Origin of the sequence: Xylophilus sp. GOD-11R, from assembly GCF_033546935.1 — a bacterium.
Lineage (GTDB): Bacteria > Pseudomonadota > Gammaproteobacteria > Burkholderiales > Burkholderiaceae_C > Xylophilus.
Map to the genome: position 1 here is coordinate 3,727,266 of NZ_CP137854.1, position 16,845 is coordinate 3,744,110.

Below are 16,845 nucleotides of genomic sequence, written 5' to 3' on the forward strand. Positions count from 1 at the left end.
TTCTTGTCTCTCTCTCAAATGACGCGCTGCGCGCGGAGTTGCTCGATCTGCGATGGCTCCCGTTCGATCCAGGAAGTCAGGATCTGTTCGGTGTGGGCGCCCAGGCGGGGCGGCGGCATCTGCGTACCCTCGGTACGGCCGTCGAAGCGGATGCCCAGGCCCAGCTGCGGAATCTGGCTGCCGGGGCCGTCAGGTCCGTCGGTGCGGTAGAGCAGCCCGGCGGCCTGCAGCGCCTCGTCCTGCGCAAGTTCGTCGAGCCGGTGGATCGGGCCAGCCGGCACCCGCGCCGCGCCGAGCAGTTGCAGCCAGTGCGCGCGTGGTTTCTCCCGCAGCACCGCGGCGATGGCCTGCACGATCTCCGACCGGTTCTCGCGGCGCTGCGCATTGCTGCCATAGGCGGGGTTGGCCGCCACGTCGGGCTGTCCGACCGCTTCCCAGAAACGCCTCCAGATGGCGTCGTTGCCGAGGCCGAGCGTCATGGGTTCGTCGGCGGTGCCGAATACCTGGTAGATGGCAATCACGCTATCGCGCCCGCCGGTGCGGCGACTGAGCTCACCCGAGCCCAGGTAGGGCAACACCCGCGGGCTCATGAAACGCGACATGCTCTCCACCATCGCCACGTCGATGTCGCAACCCTGGCCATCACGCTCGCGCCGAAGCAGCGCCGCCAGCACAGCCATCGCGGCGTCGTGGCCCGCCAGCATGTCGGCCGCAGGCGTGCCTACCTTCTGCGGCGGCGTCTCGGCTTCACCGGTGAGGTCCATCACGCCGGAGTAACCCTCGGCGATGAGGTCGTAGCATGGCAGGTCGGCACGCGGGCCCTGCAGGCCGAAGCCGGTGAGCGAGACATGGACCAGGCGCGGATTGATGGCGCGCAGCGTGGTCGAATCCAGCTTCAACTTGCGCTGTGCACGAGCCACCAGATTGAGCAGTACCACGTCGGCTTTTCCGACCAGCTCGTGCAGCAACGCCTGGCCCTGCGGCGAGGCGATGTCGAGCGTGACGCTGTGCTTGCCGCGGTTCACGCTGAGGAACCAGAGTGACTCGCCGTGCAGGAAGGGAGGGCCCCAGGCGCGCGCATCGTCGCCGCTGCCGGGCTTCTCGATCTTGACCACTGTCGCACCCATGTCGGCAAGCAGCTGGCCTGCGTAAGGGCCCGCGATCGACGAGGTCAGGTCGAGGACGCGAGTGCCCTGCAGCAGGTCCAGCGAAGGGGCAGAACGATGGGGCAGCTCGTGGAAGGGAAGGTGGTGTGTGGGCGTGGACATTGCATGGTGTTCTGCAATCCGTGTGCCACCACGACGTGTCCCCGGCGCGCCCCGCACCACCCCTGTGTATTCCCGGCGTGAACGGCCGGAAACCTTGCGAAACCGGTGTCCTTGCCGAGGACATCGACACCGCCAACCCCAGTATCATGACTTCAATGGAGACACCAATTTCAAAGCGCGACGACGCCCCCTCAGCCCCCGGCCGCGGGGTGCTGATGCTGGCCGTAGACGGGCGCCAGACGATGGCCGGCGGCATCGCGGAAAACCCCGAGACGGCCGCAGCCATGGTGCGCGGCTGGCACGAAGCGCGGCGGCGCGACAAGCGCCTTTTTTCGGTCGATACCGCCGACGGCACACCACTGGTGGTGGTGGCTTTAGCGGCCGACGGTGAGTGCGCGTTGGTGGCCATGCAGCGCGACCAGCGCGACCCGCTGTTCGAATTCGCCGCGTCGGTCGACTTCGCCGGTGACATCCTGGCCCACTTCCTCACCAATCCCTTCGAAGCGCTCAGCGTGGTCGACCGACAGGGCCTGGTGCGCTACATGAGCCCCGTCCACGAACGCTTCTTCGGCCTGCGCGCCGGCGGTGGCGTGGGTCAGCACGTTACCGAGGTCATAGAGAACTCGCGCCTGCATCACGTGGTGGAAGCTGGCAAGTCCGAGATCGGTCTGCTGCACGAGATGCGCGGCATCACCCGCGTGGTCATGCGCCACCCGATTCGCAACAGCCGCAAGGAAACGGTCGGAGCCATCGGTCAGATCATGTTCAAAGGCCCCGAGCAATTGCAGGCGTTGTCGGGCGAGCTGACCAAGCTCAAGTCCGAGGTGGCCTACTACAAGCGCGAACTCAGTGACCTGCGCAACCGCAGCTATGGTCTCGACCAGATGGTTGGCGAGAGCCTGGCAATGCAGCGGCTCAAGCAGCAGATCATCAAGGTGGCGCCGCTCGACATTCCCGTGCTGCTCACCGGCGAAAGCGGCACCGGCAAGGAACTCGCAGCCCATGCGATCCACAAGCTCAGCCACCGGCGCGAGGCCACCATGGTGATGGTGAACGCGGCCGCCCTACCCTCCACGCTGGTCGAAAGCGAACTCTTCGGTTACGAGGCCGGCTCCTTCACCGGCGCCGAGCGCAAGGGCCGTAAGGGCAAGATCGAACAGGCCGATCGTGGTTCGCTCTTTTTCGACGAAGTGGGCGATATGCCCGCCGAAGTACAGGTGAAGCTGCTGCGGGTGCTGCAGGACGGCTCATACCAGCGCGTTGGCGCCAACGAGGTCAAGCACTCCGACTTTCGCCTGGTGAGCGCGAGCAACCGCAACTTCGAAGCCATGATCGCCGAGGGCACTTTCCGCCTCGACCTTTTCTATCGCATCGGCGCGGTGACCATCCGCCTGCCCTCGCTGCGCGAGCGGCTCGACGACATCCCGGCGCTGGCCGAGTTGGCCCTGAACCAGTTCGCCGAACGCCACGGCCAACGGCCCAAGCACCTGTCCGAAGACGCGATTGCCTTTCTGCAGGCCCAACGCTGGCCGGGCAACGTGCGCCAGCTCATGCACACGGTGGAACGCTCGGCCATCTTCAGCGAGGGCGACGTGATCGGACCGGCAGACTTCGGCATGCTCGAATCCGGATTCGCCGAATTCGCCGAACTCGGCGGCGAGCCCGCGTTCAGCTCGCCAGCCGGCGCTGGCGCGCATTCGCTGGAGCCCGACAGCACCGAGCCCATGCGGGTCAGCAGCGCGGTCGAGCAGGTGGAAGAGCAGCTCATCCGCCAGGCCATGGCACGCAACCATGGCAACAAGAAGCGTGTGGCGGCCGAGCTCGGCATCTCGCGTTCGTATCTCTACAAGCGCCTGGCCCAGATGGAGCCCGGCGCCGAGCTGACCGGCTGAGTGCCGGGGCTTGCGGCGGCAAGCCCCGCATGGCTTCAGAGTCGCATCATCACGGACTTGGTCTGGGTGTAGGCCTCGATCGACTCCATGCCCAGCTCCCGCCCATAGCCCGACTGCTTGTAGCCGCCCATCGACATCACCGGATCAGCCTCGGCATAGGTGTTGATCCAAACCCGGCCCGATTTCAGCGAACGTGCCACACGATGCGCCCGGCTCACGTCGCGGGTCCACACTGCGGCGGCCAGGCCGTATTCGGTGTCGTTGCCCTGCAGCACCGCGTCATTCTCGTCCTTGAAGCCGATGATCGACAGCACCGGGCCGAAGATCTCCTCGCGGGCGATCTTCATGCCGTTGGAGACACCGGCGAACACCGTGGGCTGCACGAAGTAGCCGACATTGCCCACGCGCGAACCGCCGAGCGACAGCTTGGCGCCGCCTTCGCGGCCGGCGTCGACGTACGACAGCACGCGCTCCATCTGCCGCTCCGAGATCAGCGGGCCGAGCTGCGTGTCGGGCGCGAAAGGCGCACCTACCTTGTAGCCCGCGGCAAGCGCAGTGACCCGCTCGCCGACCTCGTCGACGACGCTTTCGTGCACGAAGAGCCGGGTGCCGGCCGAGCAGATCTGGCCGGAGTTGCGGCAAAAGGTGGACACCGCTGCGTTGATGGCCAGGTCCATGTCGGCGTCGGGAAAAATGATGTTGGGCGACTTGCCGCCGAGCTCCAACGTCACCTTCTTCATATTCACGGTGGAGGCCTGCAGGATCGCCCGGCCCACCGCGGTGGAGCCGGTGAAGGCGACCTTGTCGATGTCCGGATGCGCGGCGATGGCCGCGCCCGCCGTGGCGCCGTAGCCCGGCACGATGTTCACCACGCCCGGTGGCATGCCGGTCTGCTCGATCAGCTCGGCCAGGCGCAGCGTGGACAGCGGAGCTTGCTCCGCCGGCTTGAGCACCAGGGTGTTGCCGCAGGCCACGGCCGGAGCGATCTTGTTGGCGGCCATCACGATCGGCACGTTCCAGGCGTTGATCAAGCCGCACACGCCCATGGGCTCGCGCAGCATGTAGAGAAACCGTGCGCCGTCGATTGGGTTGGTGGTGCCGAAGATCTTGGTCGGCCAGCCTGCGTAGTAGCGGAAGATTTCCGCGACCTGCACCGAACGAGCGCGGGTGGAAGCGATGGGCGCCCCGCTGTCAATGGTCTCGAGCACGGCGAGCTCTTCGGCGTGCTGGTCGACCACGTCGGCGATCTTCAGCAGCAGACGGGTGCGGGCGTGCGGAGACATGCCTGTCCAGGACGGTTGTTCGTAGGCCTTTCGGGCAGCGACAACCGCGCGGTCGACGTCGGCGCTGTCGGCCTCGGCCACCTCGACCAGCGCTTGTTCGGTGGCGGGGTCGAAGGTGGTGAACGTCTTGCCGCTCACGGCGTCGACCCAGCGACCGTCGATGAGCAGGCGTTTGGGACCGGTCTCGAGCCAGGCGAGCGCAGCCTGGTGGCCGGCGGTCAGCGGTGCGGCGCTCACGGGTTTTTCGGTTTGTGCGGTGGAACTCATGGTTTATCTCCTGAGGCTGGATTCCGGGAATACAGGTATGAAAACAGTCGCCGATGGGACTGTTCGCAAGGGTGGTGCCACCGGCAGCGTCGCGCCCAGTCGGCGGGCCCGGCAAAGCATCGGGGCGGGGAGTGTTTTCGGCGAGGACATCGGCTGGCCTCGCCACCGACGACACTGTCGCCGAACCGCACACACCTGCCTAGACGCCGCGCTGCCGGCCCGCCCGATGGCGCAGGGGCATGCAAGTTGCGGTGAATCCACGCTGCCCCGACCCACGCCGATCGCCCCATGGAACTCCGTCATCTCCGCTATTTCATGGCCGCCGCCGAAGAGCAGCACTTCGGCCGGGCCGCCGAGCGCCTCAATGTCACGCGACCAGCCGTGTCGCAACTCGTGGCCGACCTCGAGTCCGAACTTGGCATCGCGCTTTTCGAGCGCATGCCGCAGCAGATCCGCCTGACCACGGCCGGCCGCGCCTTGCTGCCGCAACTCCACGCGGTGATGGACGACCTGAACGAGGCGTTGGCCATGGCGCGGCGCGTGGGCCACGGCGAAGCCGGCAGCCTCACCGTCGGCTACGGTTCGCTGACCCTGCTCAACAAGGTGTTCCGCGCGGCGATCAAACGGTTTCACGAGACCTATCCGGCCGTCACGCTGTCGCTGGTGGAAATGCCCACCTCCGCGCAGCCGCAGGCGCTGGCCGACGGCCGCATCCAGGCCGGCTTCATGCATTTCGGACCGGAGCCGCCTTTTCAGACCCGCAAGCGGGGGGCAGGCAACACGGTGCAGGTAGAAACGGTGCTCGACTGGTTTCCGATCCAGACCGGCGGGCTCGGCGTGGCGGTGCCGCATGACCACCGGCTGGCGCAGCAGGCATCGGTGAGCCTGGCCGACCTGGTCGACGAAGGCTTCGTGGTGGTGCCGCAATCGGCCAGCAGTCCGGGCTTCGGCCTGCTCTACGCTTTCTGCCAGAAGGCGGGCTTCGTGCCGCGCATCGTGCAGGAGGTGAGTTCCATCACCTCGCAGCTCAACCTGATCTCGGTTGGCATGGGCATCGGCATTACGGTCATCGGGCGCAACTTCAGCTATCCCGATAGCCTGGTGGTGATACCGCTGCACGAGGTCGACTACCGGATGAACTTCGTCTTCGGCTGGGTGAAGGGGCAGCATGACCCCGTGCTCGAACGCATGCTCGACGTGGTGAAGGCTGTCGCCCGGGAGCAGTAGGTCGCGGGGCCCGTGCCACCCCCGGGCGCCACGCATCTCAGGCGACCTTCGCGGTGTGGGCCGGGCGACCGGTCGCGGCCTTCACGAAGTCGGCCTGGCGCCCCGAGATAGCCGCGTCCAGGCCTTCACGGAACTCAGGGTTCGACATGGCCAGCACCGCCCCGAAGCCTTCGTACGCGAACATTTCGCTCATCGACGATTCGAAGCTGCGCGCCATGATGTTCTTGGCCAGGCCCATCACCTCGGCCGGGCCTTCGGACAGGCGCACCGCCTCGGCCAAGCCCGCGTCATAGACCTCGTGATCGGGCACGACCTTGGCAGCCAGACCAAGCTCCAGCGCTTCGGGCGCCAGCATGGTGGCGTTGGCAAACAGAAAGTTCTTGGCCCGTGCCATACCGATCAGGCGTGGCAGGTGGTACATCATTCCAACGTCCGGTACGGTGCCGAGCCGGAAGAAACCCGACATGAGTTTGGTGCTCTCGCCGATCACCACCACATCGCCCGTCAGGGCCAGGCCCATGCCTCCGCCGACCGCGTGGCCGCGCACGCCCACCACCACCGGCTTGTTCAGCGAGATCAGCGGAATCAGCCAGCGGCTCAGGTTACGAAAACGCCGGTGTACCGGCCACGGATCGCACTGCGTCTTGAGCATCTTGAAGTCGCCGCCAGAACAGAAGGTCGGGCCATCGGCGGTGAGATAGACAGCGCGCACCGCCGGGTCGCGGTCAGCCAGATCGATCGCCTCGCCGAGCTGCTCGCGCAGCTCGATCGTGAGCGAGTTCCGGTTCTCCGGGCTCGCCAGCCGCACGATCAGCACGGAGCCGTGCATCTCGGTAATCACCACTTTCTTGTCCATGTGTTTCCTGTTTATGTCGTGCAAGGGTGGGCTGCGGTCTGCAAAGCACGTGCCATCGCCATGCAGCCCCATCACCGCCCTTGCCGCCATCCAGAAAGACGTGCCGGCACCGCTTTTTGTCCACGGCGAAAACACTCAGGTGCGCCCTGCGGACACTCCGATGCCCAGCCTGCGCGCGCTGCCGACCTGCCCCGCTCGACAGCCCCGTGCAAGCCAGCATCGGCACGCTCTGGCACACCGTTTGCGGAAAAAGCGACCGGCAACCAATGACTACTACACGGAGAAGTTCGATGTTCACCAATGAAACCCTGCAGGGCCGCGTCGCGTTGATCACCGGAGGCGGCACAGGGATAGGCCTGGAGATCGCCACCACCTACGCCAGGCTGGGCGCGAGCGTGATGCTCGTCGGCCGCAACGAAGAGCGCGTGCAGGCCGCCGCCGCCGCCATCACCCAGGAAGGCGGCAAGGCCCAGGCCATGCGGGCCGACGTTCGCAACTACGACGACGTGAAGGCCGCGGTGGACGCCACCGTGGAGAAGTTCGGTGCGCTCGACATCCTGGTCAACAACGCGGCCGGCAACTTCGTCTGCCCAACCGCCGAACTCTCGCCCAACGGCTGGCGTACGGTAATCGACATCGATCTGAACGGCACCTTCTACGGCTGCCACGCCGCCTACCCGCACCTCAAGACGTCGACATTCGGCGGATCGATCATCAGCATCATCACCATGCTCGGCGTGACCGGCTGGCCGGGCGCGGCGCACGCGTCAGCGGCCAAGGGCGGCATTCTGTCGCTGTCGCGCACGCTGGCGGTGGAATGGGGTGGCGACGGCATCCGCGTCAACACCATCTCGCCCGGCCCGATCGGCGATACCGAAGGCGTGCAGCGTATGTACATCGATGCCGGCAAGGGCGACCTCGAGGCCCGCAAGACCGCGCTCGGCCGCTTCGGACGCAAGGCCGACATCGCCAACGCTGCGGTCTATCTCGGCTCGGACCTGGGCTCCTACGTCACTGGAGACAACATCATCGTGGACGGTGGCCGCTGGCTGAAATATGTGGCTGGCTGAAGGTTCACGCCCCAAGCCTTTTCAAGCGCCCGCCGGCCACTCGCCGGCGGGCGCATTCTGCATTCAGAGCCAGTCAACGGACCCTGCCCCGCCCAGGGCCGGCGCTCCCGGCGCGTCAGAACCTCGCAGGCTGGCGTCCACCGCGGTGGGCAGCGCCGGGATTTCGGTGCCGTCGTCGCCGCGCACCCGACGCTCGAACAGGCCACGGGCCTTGAAATGCGGGCTCGCCACCGCCTCCTCTACCGACTTCACTATCGACACGCAGGCGTCCACACCGTCGAAACGACGCAGCCAATCGTCGGCGCTGCGGCTGGCGACGATGGCCGCCACCGCCTGCCGCACTCCGGCCGGATCGGCCTCGTCGTCAAGCAATTGAGGGGCCTCCAGCACACGCAGGAAGTTTTCCCAGAACTTCTGCTCCAGCGGGGCCGCCGCGAGAAACCGGCCGCAGGCCGTGCGATAGACCTGGTAGCGCGGCGTGCCGCCGGTCACCAGTTCGCCACCCGGACGCGGCCACTGGCCGGCCCCGAAGCCGCTGCCCAGGCCCCAGTACTGGAAGGTGAAGAGGTTGTCGGCCATGGCCACGTCGAGCGTGCGCCCCCTGCCATCGGCATCGCGTGCGCGCAGCGCCAGCAGGATGTTCATCACCGCCGGATAGGCCCCTCCCGCGATGTCGGCGACCAGTGCCTGTGGCAGGCCCGGCGCGCCGTCAGCGCCGGCGGTGAGGGACACCATGCCCGCCTCGGCCTGGTAGTTGAGGTCGTGCGAGGCCACCTGCGCGAGCGGCCCGCTCTGGCCCCAGCCGGTGATCGAGCAATACACCAGGCGTGGATTGAGCGAGCGCATGGCCTGCGGGCCGAGGCCGAGCCGCTCCATCACGCCGGGCCGGTATTGTTCGATCAGCACGTCGGCCGCTGCGATCAGCGCAATGGCCCGGTCGCGCGCGGCGGCGTCCTTCAAATCGAGCGCAAGGGAGCGCTTGCCTTGGTTAAGCAGGGTGAAATTGACGCTGTCGCGGCCCAGGCGCGGTTCGTAATTCCGCATCTCGTCGCCGCGTCCGGGCCGCTCGATCTTGATGACATCGGCACCTGCCTGCGCCAGGAGCAGGCTGCACATGGGCCCGGGCAGCAAGGTGCTGAAGTCGACGACACGAATACCCGCCAGCGCTGGCCGCGCGGCGGTCGATGGAGATTTGGCTTGGTTCATGTCTGAGGCTGGCTGCAAGGCACATGCCATCCACGACACATCGGAACCTGCCCCGGTGGTGGTCAGCGGAACTTAAGCCCCGGGCAAAAAAAGCGACTCGACACCCGGCAGGCCCGCTTCGCAGAATCGTTCGACCACCCCATCAGCGGACCCCTCGCATGCTGCAAGAAATTTCAAACGAACGTCCCCTCTCCGGCATCCGCGTGCTGGAGCTCAGCCACCTCATCGCCGGCCCGTATTGCGCGCAGATGCTCGCCGACGAAGGTGCCAGCGTGGTGAAGGTGGAGCCGCCCGGCGGCGAGCTGACCCGCAAGCGCGAACCCATGCGGCACGTGGGCGATGAGAAGGTCGCGGCCTATTACGCCTCGCTCAACCGGGGCAAGCGGAGTGTGGTGTTGGACCTGAAGAATCCGGCCGGACTCGACGTGATGGAACGCCTGCTCGCCTCTTGCGACGTCTTCGTCACCAACATGCGGGTGGCCGCGCTGGAGCGGCTGGGCCTGCATCCGCAGGCGCTGCACCAGCGTTTTCCGAGGCTGATCGTGGCCTGCATCTCGGGCTTCGGCATGGAGAACGCCGACGCCCACACCGGCCGCGCGGGCCTGGCCATGGTGGCAGAGGCGCTTTCCGGCGCCACCGGCCTCACCCGCGATCATTCGGGCAATCCGGTGTGGTGCGGCTTCGCGCTGGGCGACATCACTGCCTCGCTGTCGGCCCACGCGGCGATCCTGCTGGCCCTGCGGCAGCAGGAGCGGCACGGCATGGGACGGGTGATCGACATCGGCCTGGTCGAATGCATGCTGCCAATGGTGTCGGTGGCCATGGGACGGGTGCAGGTCGAAGACCAGGCCTGTTCGGGCTTCTCCGGCTCCAACGGTTTTCACGGCGTGCCCTACGGCGCATTCCCCGCAGCCGACGGATTCGTCAACATCGGCGTCAACAGCGACGAGTTCTGGCGCCGCCTCTGCGGCGCCATGGGCCGACCCGAGCTCGGTACCGACGCACGCTACGCCACCTACGTGCAGCGCGCGCTGCGTCAGCAGGAGGTGCACGCCATCACCGAGCAATACACCCGCGCTCACACGCGGGCCGAACTTACGGCGCAGCTGTCGGCAGCCGACGTGCCGGTGGCCGGCATCCTGAGCATGAACGAGGTCATCACCGACGACTACCTGCGCGAGCGCGGCGCGGTGATGGATGTGGACGACGGCTACGGAGGCCGCTTCGTGCTGCCGGCCGACCCCGCCTGGCCGGCGCAGGACGGCGTGGTGCCGCGCATTCCGCGCCTGGGCGAACACCGCGATGCGGTGCTGCATCAGGAACTGGGCCTGCCGATCGAGGAAATCGACCGGCTCGAGCGGTCCGGCGCCTTTGGCGGCGCCGCCCCCCAGCGACCCGCCGCCAGCCCCGTCACGGCAGCCAGCACCGTCACGGCAGCCAGCACCGCCGCCGTGGAGTAAGCCGCCTACGATGGATACCGGCCTCTACTTCGAGGAATACGACGAAAGCTGGACCTTCGAGACGCCGCCGGTCGCCATCACCGACGCACGCATCCAGGCCTTTGTCGAACTGCACGGCTTCTCCACCCCCACCTATACCGATCCCGGGTATATGCAGGCGGCCTATGGCGGCCGCCTGGCGCCCGGCCTTCTGGTGCTGTGTACCGCCGAAGGACAGGTGCTGTCGGCCGGGGTTACGCGGCGGCGCGGTATCTTCCTCATGGAGCTCACACCACGTTTCCTGCGACCGGTCCATGCAGGCGACACCGTCGCCGGCCGCATCCGCTTCCAGTCGAAAAAACCCACGTCCAGGCCCGACCGGGGCGTGGTGGTCACGACACACGAAGTCGTCAACGGCCAGGGCGAGACGGTGATCCGCTACGACGCCACCCGCATGATCCGCACCCGGGCCTTCGTCGAGCCAGGCTGAAATCCAGCGCACAAAAAAGCGGCCCCTTTGCAGGAGCCGCCCGGTCGGGTCGAGCCGCGTCGGCCTAAGCGCCCTCAGGCCCGCTGGCGCTGCTGCAACTCGTCGGCCACGTCGTTCTTGCGGATGTCGCGCAGGCCGGTCTTGCCGTGGTGACGGTCGGCAATCTTGTAGCCCAGCGCGTCCTCCGCGATCATGATCTTCTGCACGTTGGCCGAGCCCTCGCCGGTAAAGGCCAGGTCGGCATAGGAGCGCAGCCAGGAGACGCGGTACTCCGATGCGAGCCCGTAGCCGCCGAAGATCTGCATGGCCTTGTCTGCGCAGAACTTGGCAGTCTGCGAAGCGTGGTACTTGGCGATCGACGAAATGCGGTTGGAGGGCATCGAGTTGTCCATGCACCAGGCGGCCTTGTAGACCAGCGCCCGGCTCGCTTCGATGGCGACAGCCATTTCGGCGATGTCGGACTGGATCATCTGGAAACGGCCGATCGCCTGGCCGCGCAGCTCGCGCTCGTTGGCGTAGCGCACCGCGTCCTCGAAGCAGGCGCGCGCCACGCCGAGCGCCTTGCCGGCCACGGTCACCCGGCCCGGCTGCAGCGCCCGCATGATGATCTTGAAGCCGTCGCCCTCGGCGCCGAGGCGGTTCTCGACCGGCACGATGAAGTCGTCGAGAAACAGCACGTTGGTGCGCATGGCGTTCGACAAGCCCATCATCTCGATCGGCTCTGCCTTCCAGCCAGGGTACTTCCTGGGCTCCACGATGAAGGCGGTGACACCCTTGGCTCCGGCATCGCGATCGGTCTTGGCGAAGAGAATTCCGACATCGGTCTCGTTGGCCATGGAGGCCCACATCTTCTGGCCCGAGATGCGGTAGACGTCACCCTCGCGCCGCGCGAAGGTCTTCATGTTGCCCTCGGCGTCGGAGCCTCCGCCGGACTCGGTCAGCGACATCATGCCGATGGTCTTGCCGGCGATGAGGTTGGGCACGTAGCGCTCGATCTGTTCGGGCGTGCCGCCCAGGTAGATGCAGCTCGGACAGGTGGAGCCCTGCTGGTTGTTGCAGGCCGCGAAGCGCACGTCGATGCGCGCCATCTCCTCCTGGATCACCGTGGCGGCCATGTAGCCCATGTCGCTGCCGCCGACCGATTCGGGGAACACGGCGCCATAGAGGCCGGCCTCGCCGGCCTTGCGCACCAGCTCGCGCGGGAATTCGCCGCGCTTCTCGTAGCCCTCCATCACGGGGGCCACTTCCTGGGTCATGAAACGGATGACCATGTCGCGCACGGCTTCGATTTCGGGGGTCATCGAGGGATCCATCTGGCTACTCCTTGGGTGTCGGTTCGTTCGTTCAATCTGCGCGGATGTTGGCGGCCTTGATGACCTGGCCCCAACGGTAGATGTCGTTCTTCACGCTGGCGCCCCAGGCCTGCGGATCGGCGAGTGCCGAAGTCAGGCCGAGCGTCTGGAACCGCTCCTGCACCGCCGGCGTGTTGACCACACGGGCGATGGCCTCGTAGAGCTGTACGACCACGGCCGGCGGGGTATTGGCCGGGACCATGTAGCCGTAGTTGCTCGACGGATCGAAATTGGGAAAGCCGGCTTCGATCATGGTGGGCACGCCGGGAAACGCAGCCACGCGCTGGGTGGCGGTGACCGCCAGCGCCCGCAAGTGGCCGCCGCTCACGCCCTGCAGTGCCTCGGGCTGGGTAGCGAAAAAGAAGTCGAGCCGACCACCGATGAGGTCGGGAATCACCGCCGCGTTGCCTTTGTAGGGCACATGCAGCGCACTGATGTTGGCCGCCCGCTTGAAGAGCTCGCCCGAGAGGTGGCCCAGCGAGCCGACCGCACCGGATCCGAAAGTCAGCCCGCCGGGCCTGGCCTTGCCGGCGGCCACCAGGTCCGCGACGCTGCGGCCCGGAGCGTTCACCGAGGTGGTCAGGACCAGCGTGGTGCTGGCCACACGGGCCACCGGGACGAAGTCGCGCAGCAGGTCGTAGCGCACGTTTTCCTTGAGCACCATGTTGACCGCCTGCGGCGTGGAGACCTGCAGGATCGTGTAGCCGTCAGGCGGGGTGCGTGCCGCGTATTCGGTACCCATGGCCGCGTCGCCACCGGGCCGGTTCTCCACGATCACCGGCTGGCCCAGGACCTCGCCCAACGGCGTGCTCAGAATGCGAGCCACCACGTCGCCGACGCCGCCGGCGACATACGGAACCACGATGCGGATCGATCGCGAGGGATATTTGTCCTGGGCCTGGACAGGGGCCAGTGGCAGGGCGCCGATCGCCATCACCAGGCAGGCCAACGCACTGCGGACGAAGCGGTTCATTCCATGTCTCCTTCTTTATGAATGGCCTGGCGGAGCCGGCCGGGTCGCTCATCGATTCTCGAAGTCGCTACCCCTGGCTGTCGAGTCGGCTTTTGTGGAGTCAGCGGTAAGCAAAGCTGACCGGCACCGCGGCATTACCAGGCGGCCTGCAGCAACTCCAGCACCTCGTCGGCATGGACCACCGTGCGCGGGTTGCGGCTGATGAACCAGTCCGACATCGCCGCCTCGGCTATCTCCGGCAGATGCGTCTGCTCGATGCCGATCTCGCGCAGACGGCGCGGCACCGCCAGTCCGGCCAACAGCGCCTGCAGGGTCTCCACGGCATCGCCTGCGCCCAGCGCCTCGGCCACCCGCGGGCGCCGAGCGGCCGTGGCGCTGGCGTTGAAGCCCAGCGTGTAAGGCAGCACGATGGCGTTGACGATGCCGTTCGACGCGGTGCTGCGGCGGCCGATGGCATGGGCCAACACCGAAGCCAGCCCGCCGCCCGACTGCTCGGTACCGCGCCCACACAGCACCGCCGACACGGCCAGGGCCGCGCGCGCAGCGGGGTCGTCTTCGCCCCGTCCGCCAAGGTGCCTGGCCACCAGCCGAATCGCCTGCATCAGCCACGCCTCGGAGAACGGATCGCAGCGCGGCGTCTCCAATGCCTCGATGGCGGTCGACAGCGTGTTGAGGCCCGCCTCCAGCACCAGCGATGGCGGCGCGCTGGCCAGCAGGCCGGGATCGAGAGCGATGGCGCGGGCCCGGGTCTTGGGATCGAACAGTGCCATGCGGCGTCCGCTCGCCGGGTCGTGTACCGCGCTGCCGGCCTTGACGAAGGCGGTGCTCGGCGTGGTTGGCACGACGAACTGCGCGAGCTTGGGCGCCGACAGTCGCGGGCTGTCGAAGCGACCGTCGGGCAGCCGGCGGGTACACAGCTCCTCGGCTGGACGCTCCTCGGCCAATAGGATCGCCGCCGCCCGCCCCGTCACCGCCGCCGAGCCCCCGCCCACTGCAATCACGGCATCGGCCTGCAGCGCGTGCAGGCGGGCAGCGACTTCGGCCACTGCGGGCATCGGGCTGTCTGGCTTGACTGCATGGCTCTCGCCCACCAGCACATCGCCGAGCGCATCGCGCAGCGCCTGCAGGGCCGGCGACGCACCGACCGAGCGGCCGGTGACGACGACCGCCCGGCTGCAGCCGGCACGTCGCACCTCCTGCGCCAGCGCCGCAAGGCTCCGAACGCCGCAATGCAGCCGCAACTCGGGCGCCAGGTACTGGAAATCGGAAAAGTGGGGATGGGGGAAAACGCTGTGCATGGTGCAGACAGCCGAGGCTGCAATGGGGTTCAAATCGACTGCTTCATGCAATCGATATGCCACGGAGGCAGGGCATGCTTGTTGCGATGCGAACGGCCTTGCCGCCACTGCCCGACTCATGGAACTGCGTCACCTCCGATATTTCATAGCCGCGGCCGAAGAGGAACATTTCGGCCGCGCGTCCGAACGGCTGCACGTCACGCGGCCGGCGGTTTCCCAGATCATCGCGGACCTGGAGGACGAGCTCGGAACGCTGCTTTTCGAGCGCCTGCCGCAGCACGTCAAGCTGACCGCCGCCGGCCGCGCCTTCCTGCCGCAGCTGCAGGCCATCATGGTCGAGCTGCAGGAGGCGGTGGCCCTCACCAAGCGGGTCGGACAGGGCAAGTGCGGCAGTCTCAACATCGCCTACGGCAACCTCACCCTGCTCCACTCGCTGTTCAAGGCCACCATCAAGCGTTTCAGCGAGCGGTATCCCGAAGTCGCCCTGCACCTGGTGGAGTTGCCCAGCTTCCAGCAGCCCAAGGCGCTGACCGATGGTCGGGTGCAGGCAGGCTTCATGCATTTCGGCCCCGACCCCGGCCTGCTCACCCGCCGCCGCGCCGACGGTTTGCCACCGGCAGAGCAGACGCAGCTCGACTGGTTTCCGATCCAGACTGGCAGCCTGGGCGCGGTGGTGCCGCGCGACCACCGGCTCGCCGGCCGCGCGTCGGTCACCTTGGCCGAGCTGGCCGACGAACGCTTCGTGGTCGTCCCGCAATCGAGCAGCAGCCCCGGCTATGGCGCGATCTACGCGCTTTGCCAGAAGGCGGGCTTCGAGCCCAACGTGATCCAGGAAGTGAGCTCCATCACTTCGCAGCTGAACCTCGTGTCTGTCGGCATGGGCATCGGGCTGGCGGTGATCGGCGAGCACTTCGCCTATCCGCCCAGCCTGGCGGTGGTGCCGCTGCACGGGGTCGACTACACCACCAACTTCGTCTTCGGATGGTCGCGCGGGCGGACCGATCCGGTGCTGGAGCGCATGGTGCAAGTGGTGAAGGAAGTGGCCGCCGAGCTTCAGGCGCAGCCGCCCGATCAGCGCCCCTGAAACTTCGGCGTGCGCTTCTCCTTGAAGGCCGCCACCGCTTCGCGATGGTCCTCGCTGGTCCGCACGATGGGCAGGTTGGCCGCGACGATTTCCTGCGCAGTGGCCAGATCCTTGTCGAGACCGAAACGCATGACCCGTTTGATCAGCTGCACCGACAGCGGCGCACCATCGGCCACGCGCCGCGCGAAGGCGTAGGTGCCGGCCATCAGCTCCTCGTCGGCGAACACCTTGCTCACCAGGCCGATACGTTCGGCCTCGCGCGCATCGACCCAATCGGCGGTCCAGAACATCTCCAGCGCCTTGGCCCAACCCACGATACGCGGCAGCAGATAGGCGCCGCCCACGCCGGGGATCAGGCCCATGCGGGCATAGGTCTCGGCAAAGCGCGCGCTCTCTGCGGCAAAACGTATGTCGCAAGCCAGCGCGATGTCGAGCCCGCCGCCGGTGGCCATGCCGTTGAGCGCGCAGATCACCGGCTTGTCGATCTCCCAGATCTTGCGCGGCAACCGCTGCGCTCCTTCGGCCACGCGCGTCTTGATGCGCTCTGCACTCATCGCCGCCGAGGCAGAGAAGGTCTCGACATCGCCGCCGGTGGTGAAGGCCCGGCCGGTGCCGGTCATCACGATCACCCGCACCTCGGGATCGGTGCGGCACAGCTCCAGCGTGTTGATCCATTCCTCGAGCATCTCGTCGGTGAAGGCGTTCAGCTTTTCGGGGCGGTTGACGGTGATGGTTGCAATGCCATCGTCCACCTTCAACATCAATTGTTCTGACATCTCTGCAATCTCCTGGTTCTATCTGGCGCGTATCGGCGCTGATGGGGGACGGCTGCCGCTGCGGCCATGCTGCCCTGCCACGAATCACGCCGCAAGCCGTGTGCCACGCGAGGACGCGTCGCGTGGCCGGGGTATTGCAGCCGCATTGGGACGCCAGCGGATTTCTTCTGATCGCGTCCACGCGGCACGATCTGTCGTCGGCACGCACACGGCCGTGTGCAGGGACGACACCGCCACGTCGTCGCTGGCAGCGCGGGCCGCCATGCCCGGGAGTGGCAAGCCGTTACCTCATCGCTGGCACACCGCTTGCGCAAACGCTCCTTTCCCCAAACGGCGCGATGCGCGCCACGGAGCAGACAAGTTG

The 16,845-nt window shown here is 67.1% G+C and carries 14 protein-coding genes; 6 read left to right on the plus strand and 8 right to left on the minus strand.

From position 1 onward, the window contains the following. Positions 1-14: 14 nt before the first annotated feature. Positions 15-1,268: a CaiB/BaiF CoA transferase family protein gene (locus R9X41_RS17285; RefSeq protein ID WP_318631681.1), complete on the minus strand. Its 1,254-nt coding sequence runs from the start codon at positions 1,266-1,268 to the stop codon at positions 15-17. 77 nt (positions 1,269-1,345) lie between these two features. Between R9X41_RS17285 and R9X41_RS17290 the strand changes: the two genes are divergently transcribed. Beyond that, positions 1,346-3,160, plus strand: a complete 1,815-nt coding sequence (locus R9X41_RS17290) for a sigma-54 interaction domain-containing protein (protein ID WP_318631682.1) — start codon at positions 1,346-1,348, stop codon at positions 3,158-3,160. 35 nt (positions 3,161-3,195) lie between these two features. Here R9X41_RS17290 and R9X41_RS17295 read toward each other — a convergent pair whose 3' ends face one another. Further along, positions 3,196-4,710, minus strand: a complete 1,515-nt coding sequence (locus R9X41_RS17295) for an aldehyde dehydrogenase family protein (protein WP_318631683.1) — start codon at positions 4,708-4,710, stop codon at positions 3,196-3,198. Between the two features lie 288 nt (positions 4,711-4,998). Between R9X41_RS17295 and R9X41_RS17300 the strand changes: the two genes are divergently transcribed. Beyond that, positions 4,999-5,937 (plus strand): LysR family transcriptional regulator, encoded by a 939-nt coding sequence (locus R9X41_RS17300; protein ID WP_318631684.1) that lies wholly within the window; start codon positions 4,999-5,001, stop codon positions 5,935-5,937. Positions 5,938-5,974: 37 nt separating this feature from the next. Here R9X41_RS17300 and R9X41_RS17305 read toward each other — a convergent pair whose 3' ends face one another. Then, positions 5,975-6,928: an enoyl-CoA hydratase/isomerase family protein gene (locus tag R9X41_RS17305; RefSeq protein ID WP_318631685.1), complete on the minus strand. Its 954-nt coding sequence runs from the start codon at positions 6,926-6,928 to the stop codon at positions 5,975-5,977. 155 nt (positions 6,929-7,083) lie between these two features. Between R9X41_RS17305 and R9X41_RS17310 the strand changes: the two genes are divergently transcribed. Continuing rightward, complete coding sequence (locus tag R9X41_RS17310; RefSeq protein ID WP_318631686.1) at positions 7,084-7,863, plus strand: SDR family oxidoreductase; 780 nt, start codon at positions 7,084-7,086, stop codon at positions 7,861-7,863. 63 nt (positions 7,864-7,926) lie between these two features. On the opposite strand, the gene R9X41_RS17315 is transcribed toward R9X41_RS17310, so the two are convergent. Continuing rightward, positions 7,927-9,069 (minus strand): CaiB/BaiF CoA transferase family protein, encoded by a 1,143-nt coding sequence (locus R9X41_RS17315; protein ID WP_318631687.1) that lies wholly within the window; start codon positions 9,067-9,069, stop codon positions 7,927-7,929. A 158-nt stretch (positions 9,070-9,227) separates the two neighbouring features. Here R9X41_RS17315 and R9X41_RS17320 point away from each other — a divergent pair, with 158 nt between their 5' ends. Then, on the plus strand, positions 9,228-10,529 hold the full coding sequence (locus tag R9X41_RS17320; protein ID WP_318631688.1) for a CaiB/BaiF CoA transferase family protein: 1,302 nt from the start codon (positions 9,228-9,230) through the stop codon (positions 10,527-10,529). 10 nt (positions 10,530-10,539) lie between these two features. Further along, a complete protein-coding gene (locus tag R9X41_RS17325; protein ID WP_318631689.1) occupies positions 10,540-10,998 on the plus strand; it encodes a MaoC family dehydratase in 459 nt (152 codons plus the stop codon). 74 nt (positions 10,999-11,072) lie between these two features. Here the strand turns inward: R9X41_RS17325 and R9X41_RS17330 are convergent, their stop codons facing one another. The 3 genes from R9X41_RS17330 to R9X41_RS17340 form a co-directional block, all read right to left on the minus strand. After that, the gene (locus tag R9X41_RS17330) at positions 11,073-12,311 is read right to left on the minus strand and encodes an acyl-CoA dehydrogenase family protein (protein ID WP_318631690.1); all 1,239 of its coding nucleotides are present in this window, start codon (positions 12,309-12,311) and stop codon (positions 11,073-11,075) included. Between the two features lie 31 nt (positions 12,312-12,342). Continuing rightward, complete coding sequence (locus R9X41_RS17335) at positions 12,343-13,323, minus strand: Bug family tripartite tricarboxylate transporter substrate binding protein (RefSeq protein WP_318631691.1); 981 nt, start codon at positions 13,321-13,323, stop codon at positions 12,343-12,345. A gap of 134 nt (positions 13,324-13,457) precedes the next feature. Further along, complete coding sequence (locus R9X41_RS17340; RefSeq protein ID WP_318631692.1) at positions 13,458-14,621, minus strand: iron-containing alcohol dehydrogenase family protein; 1,164 nt, start codon at positions 14,619-14,621, stop codon at positions 13,458-13,460. Between the two features lie 118 nt (positions 14,622-14,739). On the opposite strand from R9X41_RS17340, the gene R9X41_RS17345 reads away from it, so the two are divergent. Then, positions 14,740-15,705 carry a LysR family transcriptional regulator gene (locus tag R9X41_RS17345; protein ID WP_318631693.1) on the plus strand — a complete coding sequence of 322 codons (966 nt, stop codon included), beginning with the start codon at positions 14,740-14,742 and terminating at the stop codon, positions 15,703-15,705. Here R9X41_RS17345 and R9X41_RS17350 read toward each other — a convergent pair. Then, on the minus strand, positions 15,693-16,481 hold the full coding sequence (locus R9X41_RS17350) for an enoyl-CoA hydratase/isomerase family protein (protein ID WP_318631694.1): 789 nt from the start codon (positions 16,479-16,481) through the stop codon (positions 15,693-15,695). The genes R9X41_RS17345 and R9X41_RS17350 overlap by 13 nt on opposite strands. Between the last annotated feature and the right edge of the window lie 364 nt (positions 16,482-16,845).

Bases quoted from the DNA above. Each gene is read 5' to 3' on its own strand.
- R9X41_RS17345 (WP_318631693.1), top strand. From the start codon at position 14,740: ATGGAACTGCGTCACCTCCGATATTTCATAGCCGCGGCCGAAGAGGAA.
- R9X41_RS17285 (WP_318631681.1), bottom strand. From the start codon at position 1,268: ATGTCCACGCCCACACACCACCTTCCCTTCCACGAGCTGCCCCATCGT.
- R9X41_RS17340 (WP_318631692.1), bottom strand. From the start codon at position 14,621: ATGCACAGCGTTTTCCCCCATCCCCACTTTTCCGATTTCCAGTACCTG.
- R9X41_RS17310 (WP_318631686.1), top strand. From the start codon at position 7,084: ATGTTCACCAATGAAACCCTGCAGGGCCGCGTCGCGTTGATCACCGGA.
- R9X41_RS17315 (WP_318631687.1), bottom strand. From the start codon at position 9,069: ATGAACCAAGCCAAATCTCCATCGACCGCCGCGCGGCCAGCGCTGGCG.
- R9X41_RS17350 (WP_318631694.1), bottom strand. From the start codon at position 16,481: ATGTCAGAACAATTGATGTTGAAGGTGGACGATGGCATTGCAACCATC.
- R9X41_RS17320 (WP_318631688.1), top strand. From the start codon at position 9,228: ATGCTGCAAGAAATTTCAAACGAACGTCCCCTCTCCGGCATCCGCGTG.
- R9X41_RS17325 (WP_318631689.1), top strand. From the start codon at position 10,540: ATGGATACCGGCCTCTACTTCGAGGAATACGACGAAAGCTGGACCTTC.
- R9X41_RS17335 (WP_318631691.1), bottom strand. From the start codon at position 13,323: ATGAACCGCTTCGTCCGCAGTGCGTTGGCCTGCCTGGTGATGGCGATC.
- R9X41_RS17295 (WP_318631683.1), bottom strand. From the start codon at position 4,710: ATGAGTTCCACCGCACAAACCGAAAAACCCGTGAGCGCCGCACCGCTG.
- R9X41_RS17300 (WP_318631684.1), top strand. From the start codon at position 4,999: ATGGAACTCCGTCATCTCCGCTATTTCATGGCCGCCGCCGAAGAGCAG.
- R9X41_RS17330 (WP_318631690.1), bottom strand. From the start codon at position 12,311: ATGGATCCCTCGATGACCCCCGAAATCGAAGCCGTGCGCGACATGGTC.